Raw genomic sequence first — 18,577 nt, 5'->3', positions numbered from 1 at the left:
ACACCTCAAATTGCAATAAGAAAACATTCTGAGGCGATGCGAATTACAGGATGAAAATGGATGTGCATAAACCTGTTGGGTGTCTCGCACACTATAGTCAAAGATGGCATCCAAGGAGGCTCAAAAGATGGATCTGGATTTGCAGAAGTACGCGGTACGCACGGATTTGGCATTAGAGGCAAGAGAATTGGCCGAACGGGATCAGCCTGTACCTCTGGCGGGCATCAGTGAGAACGTGGAGGAAGATGACGGAATCAAAATCACACGGCTGGATGTACTGAATGAAGAAGGAGCCAACCGTATTGGGCGGGTACAAGGGCATTACGTCACACTGGAAGTACCCGGCTTGCGTGAAGGCGATACGGGGCTCCAGCAACGTGTAGCTATTGCATTTGCAAAAGAAATGGAGCATTTTATACAAAAAATAGGGATTTCTAATACGGCAAAGGTACTGGTGGTAGGTCTGGGCAACTGGAACGTCACTCCCGATTCACTGGGTCCGCTTGTCGTTGAGAATTTGATGGTGACTCGTCAATTTTTTGAACTGACACCTGATCAAATCAACCCGGGCTATCGGGATGTGAGCGCAATTGCGCCGGGCGTCCTGGGTATTACGGGGATTGAGTCCAGTGAAATCGTTCAAGGCATCGTGGATCGCACAAAGCCAGAACTGATTATTGCCATTGACGCACTGGCGTCACGTTCACTGGAGCGTGTCAATACGACCATTCAGGTGGCCGATATCGGGATACATCCGGGTTCAGGTATTGGCAACAAGCGGCGCGGTATCACCAAGGATATTATGGGTGTTCCGTGTATCGCTATCGGCGTTCCAACGGTATGCTACGCTTCGACCATTGTCAATAACGTAATTGAACTGATGAAAACACATTTTACCAAAGAAAAGGCTTCTACAAAAGCAATCCTGGGGATGCTGGACGATATTTCAGAACCTGAGAGACTTGGGCTGGTGAGAGAGGTACTGCAACCGCTGGGACATGATCTGATTGTGACTCCTAAAGAAATCGATGAATTTATTGAAGATATCGCGAACATCATTGCTACTGGATTGAACGCTGCTCTGCACGAAGCTGTGGATCCTGGCAATGTCGCCGCATATACGCATTAATCAAGGGTTGATAAAATCGTATTTCACACAAAAGTCTCTATTTAACAGGAATCTAATCTCTTTCAAAAAGGGAGGTGATATACCTGTGGTAGAGATTTTTTGTGTTCTAGTAATTGTTCTCCGTTCATAGAGTTGAAATATAAGAGATTTCCGCAGCAGATAGGAACCCTATGTTCCAAATATAAAGCGGGTTTCGACGGGACGAAGGAGGACAAGGCTCACATGAAAAAAATTCAGACCTGGAACGTCGGAAGATGGAGAAGAAAAGGTATCGAAATTTTGGCGATGGGACATACGCTTGTGCTGCTGATCATGGGCTCGGCGCTTTTATTTGTCATTTTGGGGCTAGGGGGATTGGCAGAAAATCGTCTACAAACATCTCCTGTTTCTTCGATGAAAGGATTGGCAGGCTCGGTGTCCAGCGGTTTTTTTGCGGATATGCTAGGTATGGAAGTACCTCATTTGGCACAAAAGAAGCAGCAATCTTCGTTGTCGGGTGAACAATGGTCGCCTTTTGTATTTCAGATGCTTACAGGCATTAATCCGCAGGATCCCAAAAGTCTCATTTCTCGTGAGATTCCTGGCATGTCTGCAGGAGCACCTGTCTTGCTGCGCAAGGGTTCGGGGAACATCAAGGTAGAGGGTCCTACGGATTATCAGCCCGATCAGGGAACGACGGATGCTCCTGGTGGCTCAGATGCATCTGAGAACCCACCGACTAATACGCCGAATATTCCGACAACACCGGAAACAGATCCGGTACGTGAGGATCATCCAGGTGATACGGCCAAAGGGGACAAGCGCATATTAATCTACCATTCTCATCCCAGAGAAGCATATAACCCACTACTTAGCAAAACCAGTTCCAATCCCAATTCAGGTTCTAAATCGGCCAATGTGTCAAGGGTAGGGGACTTTGTAAAGAAGAGGCTGGAAAAGCAGGGGATATCCACACTGCATGTAAACAAGGATTATGCTACTACAGTTCAAAATTACAATTGGAACTATTCCTATAAATATTCACGCGAAACAGTCAAGGAAGCTTTAGCAGGAAATAAAGGTTTAACTTATTTGCTTGATATCCACCGGGATTCGCAACGTCATGGAAAAACAACAGCAACCATTAATGGACTTTCTTATGCCAAGGTGTATTTTATTATAGGACATGACAACAAAAATTGGCGCGAAAATGAAGCCTTTGCTGCTCGTATTCATGAAAAGCTGGAAAAATCGTATCATGGCGTATCACGTGGTGTATGGGGGAAAGATGGTGGCAAAGGCAACAACGGTGAATACAATCAAAGCTTGTCTTCGCATAGCATTTTAATTGAAATCGGGGGTATTGATAACACCGAGGAGGAGTTGAAACGGACCTCGGACGTTTTGGCGGACATGATCGGTGAAGTGTATTGGGAAGATCAGAAAGCTCAGAAAGCGGGCACTAATGTATCGGATACAAAAAAGAGCAACAGCGATAATTAAATGAGGTAGCAGTAAGGGGGGGAAGGTAATGTCTGGACATTTTCGTAAGAAAGCACTTGGATTTGTACTGCTTATGGGGGCAGGTATTCTTCTTGGTATGCAACTGGCAGGATCTGGTCTGCGTTCAGTGTATGGGCCGGAATGGAACGGAGGGAATACGATTCAATCGGTAAATCAACAGAAAGTTGGATATGAACAGACGATTATTGAGGACACACCCGCAGCTAACACTCGTGCATATAGCGGTACGTATAGCACAAGTGGAGAAGTTAAGGTTGAGCCGAAAACGGAAGCGGGTATAAATGAAGCTGGTGGAAGGGAAGAAAATGAGGAACAGACGCAGCTCGGAGCATCCAGATGGTATTCGACGACTGCGCAACATGTCAATACTCAGGGTCTGGAGACACCGCGTGAACTGCTAGCCGTCAAGGGACAGCAAGCCTCGGTGGATACTATGGCGGACAAAACAGCTGGGTTGCTTCAAAACCTGTCGAGACAGGGCATTCGATGGGTCGTATCTGTATTTGATGGAGTAACAGAATAGAAATATTGCTGACCCCCCTTACAACTGCTATAATAAGCTGATTGACACTAGGCATTGTGTGGGGGTAAGGCATGACTGACATTTTGGCAAGACAACGTAAAATTCGGAACTTTAGTATCATTGCACATATAGACCATGGTAAATCCACGCTGGCTGACCGGATTCTAGAATATACCGGTGCACTCACTTCCCGTGAAATGCAGGAGCAAGTGCTTGACCAGATGGAGCTGGAACGGGAGCGCGGAATTACGATCAAGCTCCAGGCAGTGCGACTCACTTATAAGGCCGATGACGGCGAAGAGTACATTTTGAATTTGATTGATACACCGGGACACGTCGATTTTACGTATGAGGTATCCCGTAGTTTGGCAGCCTGTGAAGGTGCTTTGCTGGTAGTAGACGCCGCGCAGGGAATCGAGGCACAGACGTTGGCTAACGTATATTTGGCGTTGGACAACAATCTGGAGATTTTGCCTGTGCTTAACAAGATTGATTTGCCAAGTGCTGATCCTGAGCGGGTAAAGCAGGAAATCGAGGATGTTATCGGCTTGGATACGAGCGAGACCGTACATGCCTCAGCCAAAGCTGGAATCGGCATCAAAGAAATTTTGGAACAGGTGGTCAGAAGTGTGCCTGCTCCGCAAGGTAATCCGGATAATCCGCTCAAGGCACTCATTTTCGATTCGCACTATGATCCTTATAAAGGCGTTATCGTATATGTTCGCGTTGTGGATGGTAGTATCCGAGCCGGTTCGAAAATTAAAATGATGGCGACTGACAAAACGTTTGAGGTTATTGAAGTTGGTGCTTTTATGCCGCGTATGAACATCGTGGACGAGCTGAACATCGGTGATGTTGGCTTTATCGTTGCCGGTATCAAGCATGTGGGTGATACGCGTGTCGGGGATACAGTGACAGATGCAAAAAATCCAACATTAGAACCGATGCCAGGTTATCGGAAAATTAATCCGATGGTATATTGTGGCTTGTATCCAATCGAAACATCGGAGTATAACGATCTACGTGAGGCGCTTGAAAAGCTACAACTGAACGATGCTTCGCTCAGTTTTGAGCCGGAAACATCAAGCGCGTTGGGTTTTGGCTTCCGTTGCGGCTTCCTTGGTCTGCTTCATATGGACGTTATCCAGGAACGGATTGAACGTGAATTTAACATTCCGCTGATTACAACGGCACCAAGTGTTATTTACCGCATAAAGTTGACGAATGGGGAAACGATCCAGATCGACAATCCATCGAATTATCCGGAAATCGGACGGATTGAACATGTGGAAGAGCCCTATGTAAAAGCAGGCATTATCGTCCCTAATGATTACGTGGGTACGGTGATGGAGCTTTGTCAAACCAAACGTGGTGAGTATGTAAATATGGAATACCTGGATACGACACGGGTAACCATTACGTATCAAATTCCACTGTCTGAAATCGTATATGATTTCTTCGATCAGCTTAAATCAAGTACCAAAGGCTATGCTTCCTTTGATTATGAGATTTCAGGCTATCGCCAGTCCAACCTGGTGAAAATGGATATTTTGTTGAATGGCGAGCAGGTCGATGCACTGTCGTTCATCGTGCATATAGATCGGGCTTATCATCGCGGACGTATTATCTGTGAGAAGCTGCGCGAGCTAATTCCGCGTCAAATGTTTGAGGTGCCGATCCAGGCATCTGTAGGAACAAAGGTTGTGGCGCGTGAAACCGTTAAGGCGATGCGTAAAAACGTCTTGGCCAAATGTTATGGCGGCGATATTTCTCGTAAACGGAAGCTGCTTGAAAAGCAAAAAGAGGGCAAAAAGCGTATGAAGCAGGTCGGTAACGTAGAAGTACCTCAGGAAGCATTTATGGCGGTACTGAAAATAGATGAGTAAAGTTGTTTGAAGTATTCGTCCATTCTTTCATGGGGCATTTGCCGTGCATGGAGAATGGACGTTATTTATTTGAGCAAGCTATCCAGAGATGGAGTGTTTGTTATCTCAGTTGCAAAAATAGTATAACAACAGTATCTTTAGCGTATTTCTATAGATGCTTTACTCTTACTGCAACACCTACATTACAAAAAAATGATCGATGGTGGTAGGCAGCAGCGGAGTGGTCCATTTGAATCTGGAGTAACAGCGATCAGAAGATCAAATGGAACACGAAGCGGTTGTCGAGACCTCGGCGCATTTTTTCACTATTCCCTGAATTGACAAGGAGGATCGGTATGACCGCATCCATACAAAAACATGAACATTCATCCGCGCCTCAAGCGGTTTACCTGCATATACCTTTTTGCACGAATAAATGCTTTTACTGTGATTTCAACTCTTATGTGCTCAAGGATCAACCTGTTATGGAATATCTGTATGCACTGGAACGGGAGATGGAACATACAGTTAAGCTTCACCCACCAGGAGAGATTAAAACCATTTTTGTCGGGGGTGGAACACCAACTACCCTAAATCCGAAAGAAATGGAATATTTCCTGAAGAGCGTCCGAACCTACTTCCCGCATTGGGCGGAAGATATTGAGTTCTCCATGGAAGCTAATCCAGGTACCACTGATTTTGAAAAACTCTCTGTGATGAAAGAAGGCGGCGTCAATCGACTCAGCTTTGGCGTACAGGCTTTTCAGAATGAGCTACTCACAGGCATAGGTCGTATTCACAGTACAGATGACGTATATCGTAGTTTGGAAAACGCACGTAAGGTTGGCTTGGACAACCTGTCGATTGACCTGATGTTCGGTTTGCCGAATCAAACGGTGGAGATGCTGCATGAAAGCGTCAGTAGAGCGCTAGAGTTGGAGCTTCCTCATTACTCTATCTACAGTTTGAAGGTTGAAGAAAACACGCTCTTCCACACGCTGTACCAGAAAAATCAGCTACCGCTTCCACATGAGGATGACGAACTGGAAATGTACTTACTCCTCATGCGTCGCATGAAAGAAGCGGGCTATGAACAGTATGAGATTAGTAATTTCGCAAAACCAGGCTTGGGGAGCAAGCACAACATGACCTATTGGCGAAATGAGGACTATTACGGTCTCGGAGCTGGGGCACATGGATATGTTGGCAGAGAGCGCCATATGAACATTAAGGGCATTAACCCTTATGTGGAGGCTAGTCGTAATGGTTTGCCGCGTCTAGATAGCTTTGAGGTGCCAGCGGCGGAAGCCATGGAGGATTTTCTTATGGTCGGTTTGAGAATGCTAGAGGGCGTTTCCAAGTCTCGCTTTGAAGCTCAATTCGGTCAGGCGTTGGAGGATACGTTTACTGCTCCTCTTGGAAAAATGCTCAATGCGGGGTTAATCGAATCGATTGAGGACGGTTATCGTTTGAGTGAACGTGGCATTTTATTCGGAAATGATGTATTTGCAGAGTTTATTGGTTCAATCACGGTAAATTCATAAGTCGTAGCTTCAATACAGCGCGTTTCAACTTCGTAAGCTGGGACCATCATTTTATTACACCATTCTGTCACAGCAGGGTAAATGGAGTATTGCGATTCTATGCGTGATGTTGTATATTTATTCATTATATGCGGCAAGCGGTAGGAGGAGAGCAAGATGGCTTCAGTGTGTAAAGATGTATTGTGCAGAAGTGCGGTTCCTGAGGATGTGGAGCCTTTATATCAAATGATTAGCGGCTATGCAGAGCGGGGGATTATGCTGCCACGTTCGAGGGAAGTGCTAACGCGCCAACTGGAGCTGTTTATTGTTGCAGAGGTGGACGGCGAAGTTGTTGGTTGTGGTTCTTTATGCAAATTGGGCGCTGACCTGGTAGAGATTCGCTCCCTTGGCATCTCTGAGGGACACAAAGGTATGGGTATTGGCTCTAAGCTCGTGGAGGGCCTTATGATAGAAGCACGGCGGCAACGTATTCCTAAAATTATGGCATTGACCTACGAGGTCTCCTTTTTTATAAAAAACGGTTTTGATGTAGTAAGCAAAGAGATTTTCCCTGAAAAGGTATGGACCGACTGCATTCACTGTAGTAAACAAAACAATTGTGATGAAATCGCAGTGTTGAAAGTACTGAACTGACCTGTCAATAATGAGGTCAGTTCTTTTTTCATCAGGACCTAATCATGCGTATATTATACAGCCTACATTGTTTAATGCGGGTTTATTTCTCATATGTTTTGAGCAACCACCAAATGAATTGATGATGAGGCTCCAGCTCGGAAGGTATTCCATTCAGGCTTCTTATGGGATGGTCCTTATGATAATCAGTATCATTATAAAAATATGCAGTGCCGTCTAATGGAACTCGGTGTTTATATTTATACAAGGCGACAACATATCTTTCAGACTCTCCGCTTCTGCTTGGACTATGTGTATATCCTTCCCAATCGGCTAGTGTTAAATCATCGTAATGTTGTATTGCCGATATACTGTATTTTATTTGCTTGGGAATACTTGGACTGAATTCTTGAGGGTAAAACAAAATGGTATTCCATATGCTTAAAAGTATTGTAGGAACCAAGAGTAAGGCACAACATAGGGGGCTTAATTTACGAATTAAATGGATGACTGAAATAATAAGGGCTGCATTCAGGATGAAAACCAATGGCAAAGCAACTATTCTTCCTAGTCCTGTATACGGAAACAACTCGATTAAAATCTGAAACATACAAATTGTAGGTAAAAGTGCGATCGATGCGTATAAAAGGTTGCGGCGATTAGTTCTCAAATTTAATTCCTCCTCAAGGACAAAGAAGTTATAATGGTATGGAGACATAGTCTCGAATTTTTCTATTTTCTGTGTCACTATACATAAATACGGTTTTTATACGCTGGATATTGAGGTTTTTCGTGAAAAAGTGTAAACGTTCTGGATTCATTCCAGTAAACTAAACTGCTGTGATAAATCTTGTTTATTGAAAATACTGATCTGACTTGACAATGATCAGGTCGGTTTGGTATTTTTGTATTATCGGTTAGCACTCAACGCGAACGAGTGCTAATGATTCCATTTAACAATCATGCTATTATGGATAAACAACAAGGGGGGATTCGCTTGTTAACCGAACGTCAGAGACTCATTCTGAATGCGATTATTGATGACTACATTCGTTCGGCTGAGCCAGTGGGTTCCCGCAGCATATCCAAAAGGCAGGATGTCGGATTCAGCCCGGCCACGATCCGTAATGAAATGTCGGATTTGGAGGAACAGGGCTATCTGGAGCAACCCCATACTTCTGCGGGACGCATCCCGTCTCATAAAGGCTATCGTTATTATGTGGACCATCTGGTACCACTGAATACACTGAAGCCTATGGAAATGCGGGAACTGAAAGCCTTTTATGCCGAAAAGCTGAATGTAATGGAGCAAGTGATCCAGCATGCGTCAGGCATTTTGTCCCATATGACCAATTATACTTCCATCCTGCTTGGGCCGGAGGTTTTTCATACTTCATTGCGTCATTTTCAGCTGCTGCCGCTCAACGAAACGACGGCTGTGGCGATAATCGTGACCAATACCGGTCAGGTGGAGAACAAAACGGTAGATATTCCACCGGGAATTTCGATTTCCGAGATGGAGAAGGTTGTGAATTTACTGAACAGCAAGCTGGTCGGTGTGCCGATTTATCAGCTTAAATCACGCCTTTACACCGCACTTGGTCAGGAGATGGAGAAGCATGTGTCTCATTTTGAGGACGCTATGAAGGTGCTGGATAAAGCACTGGATAATGAATCGGATCAGCGCTTGTATTTGAGCGGTGCGACAAACATGCTTAATCAACCTGAATTTAAAGATGTAGAAAAGGTTAAACATATTCTCGATCTGCTGGAGGAAACACCAACGCTGCTTAAACTAATGACACCTGTTGTCGGGGCACCTGAAATTCAAGTCCGCATCGGCACTGAAAATGATCATGAGGCGTTTGCCAATTGCAGCCTGATTACTGCTACGTATGCAGTAGACGGAGAAGCGTTGGGCACTATAGGCATACTGGGTCCGACACGGATGGAATATGCGAGAGTTATTAATATTTTGGGTATCCTGTCTAAGGATTTGACCGCAATGCTAACGCAGCGGTTTAAATAGAACAAAGCCGCATAGGTTGCGGTACTACATGTTCCGCGTCTGGATACGGTTCGTATCCTGCGCGGGTGCATTGTTGCGTGTTTTTGTAAAGGTAGTTATGACTTGAAGGAGGTGAAACATTTTGAAGGAAGAACAAGCGTTCCAAGAAGAAAAACAACAAAATGTAAGCACAGAGGAAGCCGCCGAAGCGAGCCAGCAGGAAGAGCCGGTTAATGAAGCGGCGGCACTGGAAGACCAAGAAAGCGAAACAGAGCTGAATAAGCTTCGCGCTCAGGCGGAAGAGCATCAGCAACGGTTTTTACGCGCTCAGGCGGATTTTGATAATTTCCGCCGTCGTACGCTGAAAGAAAAAGAAGACCTTGCCAAATATGCATCTATGAAGCTGGTTACCGAGTTGGTGCCTGTTTTGGATAACTTCGAGCGTGCGCTGGCAACAGCACCGCAAGGAGCGGAGTCTGAGTCATTCAGCAAAGGCGTGGAAATGATTTTCCGCCAGTTTGAGAGTGTGCTTCAGGCAGAAGGAGTAACGGCCATGAATTCGGTGGGACAACCGTTTAATCCTGACTTCCATCAGGCTATTATGCAGGTGGAGAGCGAAGAGCATGAGGAAGGCATTGTTGTTGAAGAGGTACAAAAAGGGTACATGCTGAAGGACAAGGTGCTTCGTCCAGCGATGGTAAAAGTGAGCATGTAGCTTTTTCAATATACATGAGGATTTTGCAAAAATCCCATAAGCGACTTTCAATGAACAATATTGCACTTTGGAGCGACTGGAATCGAATTTTGCGAAATTATGACATTAGAAATACATCATTTTGATTCAACCATTCTGGCCTGCGGGCCTCGTATATACAGAAGGAGGAATTGTCCGATGAGCAAAGTAATCGGTATTGACTTAGGTACAACCAACTCTTGTGTGGCTGTTATGGAGGGCGGCGAAGCAGTCGTTATTCCAAATCCGGAAGGCGCGCGCACAACCCCTTCCGTTGTTGGTTTCAAAAAAGATGGAGAACGTACTGTAGGGGAAACGGCAAAACGCCAAGCAATTACAAACCCGGATCGTACAATCATGTCCATCAAGCGTCACATGGGTACAAATCATAAAGAAAGCATCGACGGCAAAGAATATTCCGCACAGGAAATTTCCGCTATGATTTTGCAAAAGCTGAAATCCGATGCTGAAGCTTACCTGGGACAAACCGTTTCTCAAGCTGTTATCACTGTTCCAGCTTACTTCAATGACGGTCAACGTCAAGCAACCAAGGATGCAGGTAAAATTGCCGGTCTGGAAGTTCTGCGGATTGTCAATGAGCCAACAGCAGCTGCATTGGCATATGGTATGGAAAAATCCGAAGACCAAACGATCCTGGTATATGACCTGGGTGGCGGTACATTCGACGTATCCATTCTGGAACTGGGCGACGGTTTCTTCGAAGTTAAAGCAACAAGCGGCGATAACAAGCTGGGTGGCGATGACTTTGACCAAGTGATTATTGATTACCTCGTAAATGAGTTCAAAAAAGATCAAGGCATCGACCTGAGTAAAGATAAAGCTGCTGTACAACGTCTGAAAGACGCAGCGGAAAAAGCGAAAAAAGAACTGTCTGGCGTACTGACAACGACGATTTCTTTGCCGTTTATCACAGTAGCTGATGGCGTTCCACAGCATTTGGAGTTGAACCTGACTCGTGCGAAATTTGAAGAATTGTCTGAAGGTCTGGTAGAACGTACTTTGGGACCTACTCGTCAAGCGATGAAAGATGCAGGCATGAGTGCCAGCGACATCGATAAAATCGTTCTGGTCGGCGGTTCCACACGTATTCCGGCTGTACAAGAAGCAATCAAAAAGCTGACAGGTAAAGAGCCTCACAAAGGCGTAAATCCTGATGAAGTGGTAGCTTTGGGCGCGGCAGTTCAAGCGGGTGTACTGACTGGTGATGTGAAAGACGTCGTTCTTCTTGACGTAACTCCACTGTCCCTCGGTATTGAAACCGCAGGTGGCGTATTTACTAAAATGATTGATCGTAACACGACAATCCCTACGAGCAAATCGCAGGTATTCTCGACATATGCGGACAATCAGCCTAGCGTAGAAATTCACGTGCTGCAAGGTGAACGTGAAATGGCAGCAGGCAACAAAACACTGGGTCGCTTCCAATTGGGAGATATCCCTCCAGCACCACGTGGTGTACCGCAAATCGAAGTTACCTTTGATCTGGATGCGAACGGTATCGTGAACGTATCCGCTACAGATAAAGGCACAGGCAAAAGCCAAAAAATTACGATCACATCTTCCAGCGGCTTGAGCGACGAGGAAGTAGAACGTATGATGAAGGATGCCGAGTTGCATGCGGAAGAAGATAAAAAACGCAAAGATTTGGTAGAAGCGAAAAACGCTGCGGATCAACTGATCTACTCCGTAGACAAAACGATTAAAGATCTGGGCGAAAAAGCGGATGCAGGCGAAGTCGAAAAAGCAAATGCAGCTAAAGAAAATCTGCAAAAAACGCTGGAAACCGACAACCTGGAAGATATCAAAAAAGCTACTGAAGAACTGACTGAAATCGTTCAGCAATTGTCTGTAAAGCTGTATGAGCAAGCTGCTCAAGAAGCACAGGCTCAACAAGGCCAAGACGGCGCAGCAGACAGCAAAGGCCGTCACAATGTGGTTGACGCGGACTATGAAGTTGTTGACGAAGACCAGAAGAAAGACTAAGTTACGGATCGGGTAGTGGTAGCTTTACGGTACACCGATGCGTTATGATATACTGAATAGTAATTGCAGCGTAGCTGCCTTGATAAATAACAATTAGCCGAAGGGTAACAGTTATTTCCAAGATAAATAAGCATATTACGGGTTGTACTGCCTTGAAATGATGGGAAGGTCAAAGCCGGGTCATCCCGTGCCTTTGGCTTTCCTTTTATATGTAGTGCAGACACGTTGTAGGCATGGGGGTGGAACATTGGCTGATAAGCGTGATTATTATGAGGTGCTGGGCGTCGCGAAGGGCGCTTCGGATGATGAAGTCAAAAAGGCTTACCGTAAGCTTGCGCGTCAGTATCATCCGGACGTGAACAAGGCTGCGGACGCGGAAACTAAATTTAAAGAAGTCAAAGAAGCTTACGATGTTCTCAGCGATGGTCAGAAGCGGGCAAGATATGACCAGTACGGTCATGTAGACCCGAACCAGGGCATGGGAGGCGGCTTCGGTGGTGGTGCCGACTTCGGTGGCGGATTTGGCGATATTTTTGATATGTTCTTTGGTGGCGGCGGCAATGGTCGACGTGATCCGAATGCACCGCAGCGTGGGAACGATCTTCAATATACGATGACGATTGAGTTCAAGGAAGCGGTGTTCGGTAAAGAAACCGACATTCATATTGAACGTACAGAAACATGTGATACGTGTCACGGTACGGGAGCCAAAGCGGGTACTCAACCACAAACCTGCTCCGTCTGCCACGGCAGCGGACAGGAAGAAGTGGTGCAGAATACACCGTTTGGTCGTATGGTTAATCGACGCGCCTGCTCTAATTGCGGCGGTTCCGGTAAAATCATTAAAGAAAAATGTACGACTTGTAGCGGTTCCGGTCGGGTACGCAAGCAACGTAAAATTCATATTCGCATTCCAGCGGGTGTGGATGACGGCGCACAAATGCGTATTAACGGTGAAGGCGAAGGCGGTGTCAACGGAGGACCGGCAGGTGACTTGTACGTCGTGTTCCGTGTGAAATCGCACGACTTCTTTGAGCGTGAGGGAGACGATATCTACTGCGAAATTCCGCTGACGTTCTCACAGGCAGCATTGGGAGATGAAGTCGAGATCCCGACGTTGACCGAGAAAGTGAAGTTGAAAGTTCCAGCAGGTACGCAAACAGGTACTTACTTCCGTCTTAAAGGAAAAGGTGTGCCAAAACTGCGTGGCGTTGGTCAGGGTGACCAGCATATTAAGGTAGTTGTGATAACGCCTAGCAAGCTGAGTGAGGAACAAAAGGATTTGCTGCGTCAGTTCTCTTCGCTTAGCGGAGAACAGACGCATGAGAATGAGCAGTCTTTTTTTGACCGTGTGAAGCGCGCCTTCCGAGGCGACTAAGCCCAATTAGAAATCGCGGAGCTTCAACCATGAATCAAAGGAAACTATTCCGCAATTGCGGGGTAGTTCCTTTTTTTATATTCAGGTAAACACATACATAACCATTTTTGTATAGGCATGTTGAACTATCGAGACTTAATATCAAGTAGAAAGGGGTGAGTTCCATCGGAAATGTACAGCTCAAGCTGCGTCGGGGTAAACCACTATTAAAGCTCAGAGGCCTAATTACACTGCTAGTATGTCTAGTTATGGCACTTGTGCTTCTGCCTGTAACCCTGTTATTTGCGGAGAGAGTGGAGCAGGAAACTGAGAAGGGACTGGAAGAAAAGGCAATGTCCATCGCGCGTACACTCGCCCATACGCCGCTTATTGTCGAGCAATTGCAAGGGACAGGTTCGTCTCTTTCCATGCAGGAGTATGTAAAGAGGGTCTCAGTAGCAAATCACATCCAGTTCATCGTGGCTATGGATATGAAGGGAATTCGTAAAACGCACCCGGATGCTAGGATGATCGGCAAAGCTTTTGTCGGTGGAGACGAGTATACTGCACTTCATGGCCATGAGAGCGTGTCCGTTGCGAAGGGTACATTGGGCTTGTCCATGCGAGCCTTTTCCCCCGTGTTCAGTTCAACGGGGAAGCAGGTAGGGGCGATTGTTGTTGGTATATCCATGCAAGATGTACAGATGGCTCAGGAAGGCAACAACCGTCTTATTGCTATCGCCCTTGGCATCGGAATATTGATCGGCACTGGAGGTGCGGTAGTGCTGGCTCGTAAAATCAAAAATATGCTGGTCGGTCTGGAGCCGCCGGAAATCGCACGCTTGCTGGAGGAACGCAGCGCTATGCTGCAATCCATCAAGGAAGGAGTTATTGCGGTAGATGAATTCGGTCGCGTCATGCTGATGAATGCAGAAGCGATTCGTCTACTTAGACAAGCGGGGATTGAAGATTTCTCATTCTCCGGACAGGAAATTACCGTTTATCTATCCGCTTTTCGATTGCAAGAGGTCCTGGAAGCGAGTACTCCACAAATGGATGAGGAAATGGAGCTGGGTGGAATAACTTTGCTGACTACCAGTGTTCCGATACGGGTCAAAGGGGAAATTGTGGGAGCAATTGTAACCTTTCGAGATAAAACGGAAATGAACCAGCTGGCAGAACGTTTGACAGGAGTGTCCCTGTACACGGAAGCACTACGTGCGCAGGCTCATGAATTTATGAACAAGCTGCATGTCATAATGGGAATGGTACACTTGCGAATGTACGATAAACTGGAGCATTACATTATGGATGCCGTCGAGCATCATCAAGTGGAAATTGGCTCCATCACCCGGCAGATCAGGGACCCAGTAATGGCAGGGTTTGTGTTGGGAAAATTAAGCCGGGCCAGAGAGGTAGGCGTAAGTTTTGAACTGACTCCAGGTAGTTACTTGCCCGAATCCAGTCAAACTCAAACGACACATGAACTGATTACTATTCTTGGCAATCTGTTTGATAATGCGGTAGAGGCTATGGAATCTTTGGAGCACAAGCGGATTACCCTTTCACTTTATTATGAGGAAAGCCACAAGAATGGCTATCTGACCTGTATCATGTGCGATAATGGTCCGGGTATACCGGAAGGGCTTGTGAAGGCTATATTTGAAAAAGGCTTTTCGACCAAGGGAGAGTCACGAGGGATGGGGCTTTATCTCGTGACGCAAAGCGTGAAAAGATTACAGGGAAGTATAAAGTTGATCCCAGCCGAGCAAGGATGCTGTTTTCAGATTACGATTCCATACATTATAGCGGGGAATGATGAACATGATTAATGTCCTGATTGTAGAAGATGATCCGATGGTTGCGGAATTTAACCGCAAATATATGGAGCAGGTGGAAGGTTTTCGATGTGGGGGTTGGGCTTCTTCTGTGGAAGAGGCTAGGAAATTTATAGCTGAACAAGCCATTGATCTGATATTACTAGATGTGTATATGCAGGAAAGCAATGGCCTCGATTTACTGTCATTCATACGGGAGACAGGTGTAAATATAGATGTCATTGTCATCTCGGCTGCAAGTGACATGAACAGTGTCAAAAAAGCGATGAACTTTGGGGCGGTGGATTACTTGATTAAGCCGTTCCACTTTAACCGTTTTTTGGAGGCCCTCACGGGGTACCGAGAGCACATTAGCATCGTACGTGAGCGCAGTCTACTTTCTCAGGAGGAGCTGGACCGACTCATTTATCATAAAAGCTTGACTAAAGACTTGGCAAGGTTGCCCAAAGGCATAACTAAATCCACGCTGGCTATGATATGGAATTGTATCCAGCGGCATCATAAGGTGCTATTTTCCACCGAGGATATTGCGGAGAGCGCAGGGATATCCAGGGTGTCTATGCGCAAGTACCTGGCTTTTATGACAGAGATTGAAGCTCTTTCCATGGAAACCATATACGGTACCATAGGGCGCCCCGTTTACCAATATCGAATATTACCACAGGCAGAAGGTATCATGAATAGTTTTATATAAGTCTTCTTTCCGATTACTTTAATTACAAAAGTGAATGATTAGTTTTAAAACCAAATAAAGCGTTTTCCAAGGTGTAGAATGGAAACATGATCATCATTCTTCACTTTTTGGAGGGAGACTTATGGAAAATGCTACGAATCAGCCTGTCATTCAGAAGGGGCAAAGATGGAGTAAAAATTTTGTAGATGGCATCAGAATGCTGGGCAGGGTAAAGGTGGGAGTTATTCCTCTTCCGCTCTATGCCGTGATCGCGCTGATTGTTTATGCAGCTGCAATTACTGAAAGACTTCCGAACGATCTATTGGGCGGGTTTGCCGTCATCATGATTTTGGGCATACTGCTCAGTGATCTAGGGGCCAAACTTCCGTTGCTTAAGCATATTGGCGGGCCGGCCATTTTATCTCTTATGGTCCCATCGTTAATGGTATTTTGGAATATGTTCAGTCCATCTGCGATGGGTGCGGTACACACGCTTATGAAAACCTCGAATTTTCTTTACTTCTACATCGCATGTCTAGTAACTGGGAGTATTCTGGGTATGGATCGGAAAATGCTGATGAACGGAATTGTCAAAATTTTTGCTCCCATTATTATAGGATCTATTGCAGCTGTTGCTGTGGGGATGGTGGTGGGTATGGCTTTTGGCTATAGCGCCTATCATACATTTTTTTTCATCATCATTCCGATTATCTCCGGTGGGATTGGGGAAGGCATTTTACCGTTGTCCATTTCGTATGGATTGGTGCTGGGCAAGGATTCGGCAATATTCGTGTCTCAATTTATCCCCGCTGCAATTATCGGGAACATTGTTGCAATCATAGGTGCGGGTATTCTGAAGAGATTAGCGGAGAAAAATCCAAAAACTTCAGGTAACGGGAGGTTATTGAAACTGGAGAAAGATGTAGAAAAGCTAGCCCCGGCAAGTCTGGAACAATCGATTTCTTTTCCATTGATGGGAGGAGGTCTGCTGTTAGCTTGCACTTTCTTTATTGTAGGTAAGTTGCTGGAGCCGTATCTCCATATTCCAGGTCCGATCCTCATGATTCTGGCGGCGGCGTTAATTAAGTGCATTCAGATTATGCCGAACACATTGGAGCAGGGAGCTTTTCACTTATACAAATGTATAACGGCAAGTCTGACATGGCCCTTGATGGTGGGATTGGGTATTTTGTATGTACCTTTGGATAGTGTGGTTGGGATCTTAACGGTTCCTTATGCCATCACCTGCGCATCTGTTGTAGTTGCATTGATTGTTACAGGATACTTCACAGGAAAATGGATTCACATGTATCCCGTAGAAGCTGCTTTGGTGACCAGTTGTCGCGGTGGATTAGGGGGCACGGGAGATGTAGCCATTCTGTCTGCATCCAATAGGATGGAACTGATGCCTTTTGCGCAAATTGCAACACGTATTGGAGGGGCAGGCACGGTCATTTTAGCAACTTTGTTACTCCAATTATGGAGCTGATGAGTTTTATACACAGGATTGAGTTTCATATCCAAATAGAGACATGAAAGGATGGAGAAAAATATGAGCAGTTTAATAGATGAAATTAGAGAATTACACGCAGGTGGCAAAATGGAGACCTTACCAAAGAAGCCAATTGAAACGATGGAAGGGTTGTCCAAAGTGTATACGCCGGGTGTAGCTGAAATTTGTATGGAAATCGCCAATGACCCAGCCAAAGCGTATCAATTAACGATCAAAAAGAATACAGTAGCAGTCGTTTCAGACGGAACCGCGGTACTTGGATTAGGAGATATCGGACCGGAGGCCGCTATGCCTGTAATGGAGGGTAAAGCGGTGTTGTTCAAACAATTTGCAGGTGTCGACGCCTTTCCGATTTGTCTCAACACGAAGGACGCTGATGAAATTGTTCAAATTGTTAAAATGATTGCTCCTGCTTTTGGCGGCATTAATTTGGAGGATATATCTTCGCCACGCTGTTTTGAAATCGAGAGACGGTTGAAGCAGGAACTGGACATTCCAGTATTTCATGATGATCAACATGGTACGGCAGTCGTTGTGTTAGCGGGTCTGGTCAATGCATTAAAGGTATGTGGCAAAAAAATGGAGGATGTCAAAGTCGTATTTGCAGGAATCGGTGCAGCGGGTATGGCCTGCTCCCGTATGCTGCTTAAGGCAGGTGTGCGCAATCTGATTGGCGTTGATCGACAGGGAGCTATTCACCGTGATGTGGAGTACAGTAATCCGCATTGGACAGAGTATGCGAACATGACTAATCCGCACAATTTAAGTGGGAGTTTATCCGAGGTGATTGTGGGAGCTGATGTATTCATCGGTGTGTCAGGCCCGAACATACTGACTGTAGAGGATATACAGAGCATGGCAACTGATCCTATTGTGTTCGCCATGGCGAATCCGATTCCGGAAATCGATCCGGCTGTAGCTGCACCTTATGTACGTGTGCTCGCTACTGGCCGCTCCGATTTTCCAAATCAGATTAACAATGTGCTGTGCTTCCCGGGAATTTTCCGGGGTGCTCTAGATTGTCATGCTACGACGATTAATGAGGAAATGAAACTAGCTGCCGGACTTGCCATCGCTGATGCGATCTGTCCTGAGGAGCTAAGTGAAACTTATATCATACCGAATGTCTTTAATCCGAAGGTGGTTCAAAAGGTACGGGATGCAGTTATTCGCGCTGCTTGGGAGACAGGAGTAGCTAAGTCAGGTGAAGCTCCAGCAGCTGTTTTACACCCGTAAAAGTTATGCTCTTCACAAACTCTGGTTCACTGTCTTGGC

General features: G+C 45.7%; 15 protein-coding genes. 14 read left to right on the top strand and 1 reads right to left on the bottom strand.

The window, feature by feature from the left end; all coding sequences use genetic code 11:
• The first annotated feature begins 127 nt into the window (after positions 1-127).
• The 6 genes from gpr to NSQ57_RS16590 all read left to right on the top strand — a co-directional run bounded on the left by gpr (position 128) and on the right by NSQ57_RS16590 (position 7,197).
• Positions 128-1,129, top strand: a complete 1,002-nt coding sequence (gene gpr / locus NSQ57_RS16615) for a GPR endopeptidase (RefSeq protein ID WP_029515365.1) — start codon at positions 128-130, stop codon at positions 1,127-1,129.
• Between the two features lie 222 nt (positions 1,130-1,351).
• A complete protein-coding gene (locus NSQ57_RS16610) occupies positions 1,352-2,611 on the top strand; it encodes a stage II sporulation protein P (RefSeq protein WP_029515364.1) in 1,260 nt (419 codons plus the stop codon).
• Between the two features lie 28 nt (positions 2,612-2,639).
• Entirely contained in the window at positions 2,640-3,155 is a 516-nt protein-coding gene (locus NSQ57_RS16605) for a hypothetical protein (RefSeq protein ID WP_029515363.1), read from the top strand.
• 71 nt (positions 3,156-3,226) lie between these two features.
• Positions 3,227-5,041, top strand: coding sequence for a translation elongation factor 4 (gene lepA, locus NSQ57_RS16600; protein WP_342425037.1), 1,815 nt, complete (start codon positions 3,227-3,229; stop codon positions 5,039-5,041).
• 335 nt (positions 5,042-5,376) lie between these two features.
• The gene (hemW, locus tag NSQ57_RS16595; protein WP_029515361.1) at positions 5,377-6,564 is read left to right on the top strand and encodes a radical SAM family heme chaperone HemW; all 1,188 of its coding nucleotides are present in this window, start codon (positions 5,377-5,379) and stop codon (positions 6,562-6,564) included.
• A gap of 156 nt (positions 6,565-6,720) precedes the next feature.
• Positions 6,721-7,197 carry an N-acetyltransferase gene (locus NSQ57_RS16590; protein WP_029515360.1) on the top strand — a complete coding sequence of 159 codons (477 nt, stop codon included), beginning with the start codon at positions 6,721-6,723 and terminating at the stop codon, positions 7,195-7,197.
• 82 nt (positions 7,198-7,279) lie between these two features.
• Here the strand turns inward: NSQ57_RS16590 and NSQ57_RS16585 are convergent, their stop codons facing one another.
• Positions 7,280-7,846: a hypothetical protein gene (locus NSQ57_RS16585; protein ID WP_342425036.1), complete on the bottom strand. Its 567-nt coding sequence runs from the start codon at positions 7,844-7,846 to the stop codon at positions 7,280-7,282.
• A gap of 327 nt (positions 7,847-8,173) precedes the next feature.
• Between NSQ57_RS16585 and hrcA the strand changes: the two genes are divergently transcribed.
• The 8 genes from hrcA (at position 8,174) to NSQ57_RS16545 (ending at position 18,538) form a co-directional block, all read left to right on the top strand.
• Positions 8,174-9,205, top strand: a complete 1,032-nt coding sequence (gene hrcA / locus NSQ57_RS16580; RefSeq protein ID WP_029515358.1) for a heat-inducible transcriptional repressor HrcA — start codon at positions 8,174-8,176, stop codon at positions 9,203-9,205.
• A 121-nt stretch (positions 9,206-9,326) separates the two neighbouring features.
• Positions 9,327-9,899, top strand: a complete 573-nt coding sequence (gene grpE, locus NSQ57_RS16575; protein WP_029515357.1) for a nucleotide exchange factor GrpE — start codon at positions 9,327-9,329, stop codon at positions 9,897-9,899.
• A 177-nt stretch (positions 9,900-10,076) separates the two neighbouring features.
• Positions 10,077-11,921: a molecular chaperone DnaK gene (gene dnaK, locus NSQ57_RS16570; RefSeq protein WP_342425035.1), complete on the top strand. Its 1,845-nt coding sequence runs from the start codon at positions 10,077-10,079 to the stop codon at positions 11,919-11,921.
• Between the two features lie 247 nt (positions 11,922-12,168).
• Entirely contained in the window at positions 12,169-13,299 is a 1,131-nt protein-coding gene (gene dnaJ / locus NSQ57_RS16565) for a molecular chaperone DnaJ (RefSeq protein WP_029515355.1), read from the top strand.
• Positions 13,300-13,454: 155 nt separating this feature from the next.
• A complete protein-coding gene (dcuS, locus tag NSQ57_RS16560) occupies positions 13,455-15,110 on the top strand; it encodes a DcuS/MalK family sensor histidine kinase (protein WP_080658565.1) in 1,656 nt (551 codons plus the stop codon).
• Entirely contained in the window at positions 15,103-15,810 is a 708-nt protein-coding gene (dcuR, locus tag NSQ57_RS16555; RefSeq protein WP_029515353.1) for a two-component system response regulator DcuR, read from the top strand. Before dcuS ends, dcuR begins: the two co-directional genes overlap by 8 nt.
• A 121-nt stretch (positions 15,811-15,931) precedes the next feature.
• Complete coding sequence (locus tag NSQ57_RS16550) at positions 15,932-17,278, top strand: 2-hydroxycarboxylate transporter family protein (protein ID WP_318627849.1); 1,347 nt, start codon at positions 15,932-15,934, stop codon at positions 17,276-17,278.
• A gap of 63 nt (positions 17,279-17,341) precedes the next feature.
• Positions 17,342-18,538 (top strand): malic enzyme-like NAD(P)-binding protein, encoded by a 1,197-nt coding sequence (locus tag NSQ57_RS16545; protein ID WP_029515351.1) that lies wholly within the window; start codon positions 17,342-17,344, stop codon positions 18,536-18,538.
• Positions 18,539-18,577: the final 39 nt, after the last annotated feature.

Source organism: Paenibacillus sp. FSL L8-0502 (assembly GCF_038593055.1).
Classification (GTDB): domain Bacteria; phylum Bacillota; class Bacilli; order Paenibacillales; family Paenibacillaceae; genus Paenibacillus; species Paenibacillus polymyxa_D.
This window is presented reverse-complemented; position numbering and strand designations above follow the sequence as displayed.